This window comes from Pedobacter petrophilus (assembly GCF_009674725.1).
GTDB classification, from domain to species: Bacteria; Bacteroidota; Bacteroidia; order Sphingobacteriales; family Sphingobacteriaceae; genus Pedobacter; species Pedobacter petrophilus.
Genome location: NZ_WKKH01000005.1, coordinates 211,810 through 218,032, shown reverse-complemented (window position 1 = coordinate 218,032; position 6,223 = coordinate 211,810). Strand labels below are relative to the sequence as shown.

The 6,223-nt window shown below is 36.9% G+C and carries 7 protein-coding genes; 2 read left to right on the top strand and 5 right to left on the bottom strand.

Translation table 11 applies throughout. From position 1 onward, the window contains the following. Window positions 1-164: 164 nt before the first annotated feature. Complete coding sequence (locus tag GJU39_RS05280) at window positions 165-983, bottom strand: LysR family transcriptional regulator (RefSeq protein WP_154279648.1); 819 nt, start codon at window positions 981-983, stop codon at window positions 165-167. 95 nt (window positions 984-1,078) lie between these two features. Between GJU39_RS05280 and GJU39_RS05275 the strand changes: the two genes are divergently transcribed. Beyond that, window positions 1,079-1,708 carry an NAD(P)H-dependent oxidoreductase gene (locus GJU39_RS05275; protein ID WP_154279647.1) on the top strand — a complete coding sequence of 210 codons (630 nt, stop codon included), beginning with the start codon at window positions 1,079-1,081 and terminating at the stop codon, window positions 1,706-1,708. Then, a complete protein-coding gene (locus GJU39_RS05270) occupies window positions 1,680-1,964 on the top strand; it encodes a putative quinol monooxygenase (RefSeq protein ID WP_154279646.1) in 285 nt (94 codons plus the stop codon). The genes GJU39_RS05275 and GJU39_RS05270 overlap by 29 nt, the downstream gene beginning before the upstream one ends. 138 nt (window positions 1,965-2,102) lie before the next feature. Here GJU39_RS05270 and GJU39_RS05265 read toward each other — a convergent pair whose 3' ends face one another. From GJU39_RS05265 to GJU39_RS05250, 4 genes are all read right to left on the bottom strand, one after another. Then, window positions 2,103-2,573, bottom strand: coding sequence for a CAP domain-containing protein (locus GJU39_RS05265; protein WP_154279645.1), 471 nt, complete (start codon window positions 2,571-2,573; stop codon window positions 2,103-2,105). Window positions 2,574-2,639: 66 nt separating this feature from the next. Beyond that, window positions 2,640-3,467, bottom strand: a complete 828-nt coding sequence (locus tag GJU39_RS05260) for a LamG domain-containing protein (protein WP_154279644.1) — start codon at window positions 3,465-3,467, stop codon at window positions 2,640-2,642. Between the two features lie 686 nt (window positions 3,468-4,153). Next, window positions 4,154-5,293 carry a hypothetical protein gene (locus GJU39_RS05255; RefSeq protein ID WP_154279643.1) on the bottom strand — a complete coding sequence of 380 codons (1,140 nt, stop codon included), beginning with the start codon at window positions 5,291-5,293 and terminating at the stop codon, window positions 4,154-4,156. An 18-nt stretch (window positions 5,294-5,311) separates the two neighbouring features. Beyond that, a complete protein-coding gene (locus tag GJU39_RS05250; protein ID WP_154279642.1) occupies window positions 5,312-6,205 on the bottom strand; it encodes a TssN family type VI secretion system protein in 894 nt (297 codons plus the stop codon). Window positions 6,206-6,223: the final 18 nt, after the last annotated feature.

Here is a 6,223-nt window from a genome sequence, read left to right as displayed (position 1 = left end):
ATGTTCTTCTCCTGGAGGTAGATATTCAACATCTTACCTTCTTTATCTACTTTGGTTAACTCGAAATAATCCAGAATGCCTTCTGGCAATAATAAACTGATTAGGGTTTCTGCGGCTTGGCTCAAAATGAAATACGTTTGGTTTACTAAAGCAAAAGAAACAAATTATTTCTTTTCCCCCAAGAATTCCGCTTGATCCCAAATCACTTTGATTTTTCCTTCCTCAACTTCGTTTTTGCATAGAAAATCGGGGATAATAGCCAGGCCTTTTCCGCCAGATAAACACCGCACAATAGAGTTTAAATTTGGAACGATGTAGTTTGGTCTGAAATCAGCATGTTTTCCAAAGTTTAATTGCCAGAAGCGCAGCAAGTGTTCCATATCTCCAGCCGTACCATACCATTTTTGTTTCTTCAGCCAGATTTCCATTTCAGCTAAATCCTTCATTTTCACCAGTGATTTAAATGGCTCATCGTCGGTATCAATGCCGCCAACCAATACAATAGTTTCTGATGAAAATGCTTCGTGTTCAATGTTGGGCGAACTTCCTCTTTGTGGTGTGATAATGAGATCGAGGATGCCTTTATCTAATTGATCAAGCATTTCAGGATATTCGCCAAAACGGATAATCACGTTAAAAGGCAGAGAAGAAATATATTGTTCCAGTGTAATCTGAAAAGTTTCAAAACACATTCCGATGCTAATGGTCGGTGTATGTTTTTCAGTACTTTTTTGAAAATGCTTTTCAGCATCTTCTAACTTAAGCAGTGGCTCAATAATAAAATTATAAAGTGCCTTTCCTTTTTCCGTCGGAAGCATCTTTCTTCCGGTTCGTTCAAATAACTTGTAGCCAACATAGCTCTCTAACGAGCTTAAGTGCAAACTTACACCGGGCTGCGAAATAAATAAACTTCCTGCAGCACCCGTTAAAGTGCCGGTCTTATAAATCGCCTTAAAACTTCTGTACCATTCCAGGTTAACCATAGTATTATAATTCTGATACAAAGCTATGAATTAACTTGTTTTAATAATAGCAATTCTTGAGGTAATTTTGGGCAATCAATAAAGATAAAATAGAAATGACAAAAATATTCATCATAAACGGTGGCCAGAAATTTGGTCATTCAGGAGGTAAATTCAATAAAACCATCTCCCTGGCAACGGCAGATTTCTTTTCAGAACTGACTGAATTTGAGGTCAAAACCACTAATATTAATGACAATTATAATCCGGAAGAAGAAGTTGCTAAATATGTTTGGGCTGATGTTGTGATTTACCATACACCCATCTGGTGGTTTCAGTTGCCTCACGGTTTTAAAAAATATATCGATGTGGTTTTTACCGAAGGACATAAAAAAGGAATTTATATTAATGATGGCCGCAAAGCTGATAATCCAACCAGAAATTATGGTACAGGAGGCATGTTGCATGGAAGAAAATATATGGTAACTTCATCATGGAATGCCCCAAAAGAAGCCTTTACTTTACCAGGTGAGTTTTTTATGCAAACCAGTGTAGACGATGGACCACTATTTGGTTTCCACAGGATGAATGCCTTTATCGGGATGGAGCGCTTAGGTGGAATGCATTTTCATGATATTGAAAAAAACGCCAACGTGGAGAGAGATTTAGAACTTTACCGGTTACATTTAACACAAACATTTTTAAACACCGAAATATATGAGCATCTATCTAACAGCAATACTTAAAAGTAAGCCCGAAAAGAAAGAAGAGTTGAGAACACTTTTGCTTAATATGGTTTCTCAATCCAGAAAAGAGGAAGCCTGCATTCAATATGATTTGAATGAAGTAACTGATCAGGATATTTTTATTTTTCAAGAAGAATGGGCCGATGAATCAGGTTTGGACCTCCATAATAAGCAGGAATATCTTTTAGATTTTGTTGCAAAATCCAGCCAGCTTACAACAGAAATCGTCATTCATAAAACAGCTAAAATAGCCTAATTATTGTTAAGTCAATGCACACATCTTAATACCTTGTTCAAATTAAGTATGGATAGCTGGCGCCGGAAAATTAGTTTTATTGGGGTAATTGATACAAAGTTAATTTGTTCATTTCCCAATAATTCTTGCGATTCCTGATCAGGGGCGTCCAAATAAAGTAACCCAATAGTTCCTGCTGAAGCCAATGCCAATTTCGGTACTATTGCCATCCATTATGGCTTTGCAATGGCTCACGCTGTTTTTCCAGGCATTAATTACCTGATCTGAATGGGTATAACCCTTTCCTAAATTCTCTCCCTTAACATTTCCCTTATAGCCGGCCTGCATTGCCCTTTCTTCTGGTGTAGTACCTTCGGGTGATATATGTGCAAAATAACTTCGTTGATCCACGTCTTTTGCATGGGCCATTGCGGCATTATCCAGTAAGGCACTTGGTTGGAGTGGGGGCACGGGAGGCATATAATCTGTTCCGCAATTACAGCCCGACTGCCTTAATAAGTTGATCTCTTGGAGCAGGAGATTCAGGTCGTTTTGCGGCTGCAAAGTCTCTGACTTTTTACAGCTTAGCAATAACACAAAGAATACCAGGAATCTAAATATTAGTTTCATTTATGGAATTTTACTGAGAAGGAGGTAGCAAACACTACCTCCTATGTTTTTCATATCTGATGAGGTTTAAAAAGCTCTCTCCCTGCCCATATAAACGTTCTTGATATGATATAACGTATTCCCAGACGGACCCGGAGAACCACTATCGCGTTCCATTTGCATGTTAACAATTAGCCACATGGCCTTGTTAACCGAATTACTCATTACATGTCTGGCTACCCAGGTATTGTCGATATAATAATGACATTCTACATCAGTGGCGTTTATCTTATTATACCAGCATTTGTAGTTATGGAATGATCCGGCGTTAGAAACGTTCGTTAATTTATTTTCCCAGCTGCCGTCGTAAGTGTTCTGCCAATTGGTAGCACTTCCTTTAAATTCCATAATATCGCTTTCCGGTGGCCATGAATTAACGCCCGTAATCCAGAAAGCAGGCCAGGTTCCCCGTGCAGTAGGTACTGCAAAATCGCCTGAGATCGTATAACTAGGAAACTGATCATTAATAAGCACCTGTTGTTTGGCATAGCAAGCGCCAGAGTTATACCATATGGCTACATTTGTAAAACCATTAGCGGTACTATTGCCCGGTGAACTGGCTAAACGGGTAGCTGTGATGGTCATTGCCCCGCCACTTAATGAAATCTGGTTATGATTTGTGGAGCTTCCTACCATGCGTGCAGATCCATTATGGTCTGTACCCCACGGATAATTGTAATTCCATTTAGCCTCAAAGTTTGCGTAACTGGCGAATGAGTCGCCATCTATTAATGTTTCCCAGGCCTTAACACTTCCGGCTTCTGCCTCAATTTCTTTGTCTTTTTTGCACGATAAAAATGCCACAGACAGGCAAATGAATAGCACAGTTGATTTGAATGTTTTTTGATTACTCATTTCTTTGTTTTTAGGTTGATATTTGGTTAATTTTTAAGGTAATAATCATTTCTGTTTTGTATAACTCTCCTTTCTTTAGGGCTTATATATAAGTGATTATGGATTAAAAAGATGTTTATTTATCAACCGGACGTTACGTGCAGAATAAATTTCTTAAATGGAAAGTTTGCACATTTCCACAACTGGCTGATGCTTTTCATAAGAATTTGGTTAGATTATAAATCTCAAAATGCTAACTTATTTTTGAATGCTTAGTTAGTATCGATTGTATCAAATATAGCGATATCTTAATCTGTAAAGCAGGGGCTAAATGGTAAATATAAAGGGGTAAAATGATTTATTTTCGTTTGAAAGTCTCAAATCCAGTGGCTTAGTATTATTTTTTTTATCATCCTTTCAAAATAGTATTGTAATAACCACAGATAGCAGCATTTAAAAATACTTCGATTGATTTATTTTTAAATGATTATCATTTAATAAGATAAATAGGAATAAAAAGCCATTTATTATAGGTATTTGAAGACTAAGAATGTAATCGTTTATAGAAGGATAGTTAAGATGGAGAAAATAATATTGCACAAAAAAACCGATCAATATTTAGCATTTTCAGATGAAATTTAAGCAACTAAGCCAAATTTCTCTTCGCTAAATAATGATCGGTATAATGTTTTTAGAAGCCTGGGTGCTTAATCTAAAAGTGTCCAGGTTTTTCTAGCCTGCACCTGTTGTACAACTTGCTGCTCGGCAACAACTATATTTTCTTTGCGTTGACCAATGTACTCTAATCCGCTCAACTTATTCCAGAGCGCAACCAATACACTTAAGAAATCATTCACGGTAACCATAGACTGATTAATCTGTTTATGATCGTAAACAAGTTCTATCGTTCTAGCTAAAAGCTCCTCAAAGTTTCCGGGCGTTACATCTTTCCATTCGTAAAAATATTTAAGTAACTCCTCGCGCTCTTTGGGGTCTATTAATTTAACAGCAGTAAAAAAGATATGTGCTAAACTGGAGAAATAACCAACCAACACCGTTGGCGATTCCCTGTACGCAACATTCCTGTATTCATAAAAAATCCCTGCTACGAAATCCACTATCTTTTCAGAGATCAACCTGATGTTTTTACCTAAGGGGGTGATGTTATCCCTGCCGCTGGTTTTATCAATAATTTTAAATGATGCCAGTTGCAAATCATTTAATAAGGTATTAAATGATTCATAATAGCGGATTAATGCCGGATGACTGGTAATGGTAGAACTTGGCGGGATATAACTATTATTAATCGTTAACCTTCCGTTTTCATGATAAACCTGGCCTATCGTTAAGAAATAATTATCAGGCATTTGACTGGCAATCTCCGTTTCCGGTAAAACTACAATGCTGTATGCCTTAGCCAGTTCAGGATAGCGCAACGGACTTTCTTCAGGATCTGGCGTGCCAGCTGGTACCCTGGTAAAAGGATTCACAACCAGCAGAATATAGTAATTGCGTGGCTCTGACTGACCAAAATAATGGCTATGCATTAAATTATCCATCGCATCGCTTTGCAGTATATCAATATGAACACCTTCAGGAGTAAGAGCATTACAATACTTCACTCTTATTTCAATATGATTGGTGGCCTTCTCCACAATCTCAATATCGTGTGAACTGTTGTAGCCTACAACTGGCGGTAAAAAGCCATAATTGCTGTTATGAATGTTAAGAGATATGGCGTCCCTAACAAAATCCTGTAGATAAAGGTCGTTGGCGGTGAAATGACTACTGGATAGTTTCATTCCATTAATCCAGTTGATCGACTTATGTTTTAGCGGCTTAATCATAGTAAGATTTTTTAGAGGTTAAATAAAGATACCACTTTCTCCTACTTCGTTAGGTTTGTTAACGTTTTCGGTTACTCGTTTTGCATAAATGGTCATTTTTTCTGAAATGCCGTTTTCAGTGATATCTAAATCCGGATCTATAAAAATATTTCGTTTAAAGAATGATGTTTTAATAAAGAATATCCACCGGTAACCATCTTGATCCTCATCTCTGAACTCAACAGGGTTTTTACCGAACTTAAGGTTATAGTCATCAATAAATTTATGAAACCAGATTCCGAAATTCATATTTTCCGGTGCCTTAACCTTTACTTTTAACGGCTCCGGATCACTGCTTTTTTTATAAAGCTCCAGCTCTAAAACCAATAGTTTATTAAAGTCTACGTGGTCCATATTAATATCCAATGGCGTTGAAGGATATTTCCAGATTTTGTAGATTTCGGAGGGGATACTAAGTAGAGCAACATAAGCCCACCAGAATATAAGCGGTACAAAGAACCAGGTAATACTGCCAGCGCCCCACCAGCCAAAACGAACATTACTTAGCCAGTTAAAGGCCAGCTGATATAAATACACCGATAATATAGCCGAAACTAAAGTGGCGAAAAAGATAAATAGCTTGCGCTCGAGTAGCTCTTTGGGATAGTATTTTGTTAGTAAATAAACAAATATAGTACCTGTTAAAATATAAAATATACAGCAAATAATATAACCCCAGGGCATAAAATTAAAGTTTAGAAAACCCAGAAAACCAGGGATTGCTAAAATAATGCCGATGACAAGAACACTTACAATAAGTCGTTTGTTATTGAGGAACTGATTTTTTTTGTTAATGATAGAAAATATTGCCGTTGAAACAATAAAAATCAGCGGAAATAGTAGAAAGCGAATAAAAAAAGATTTAACGTCCATTAATTTTTTTAGATGTGA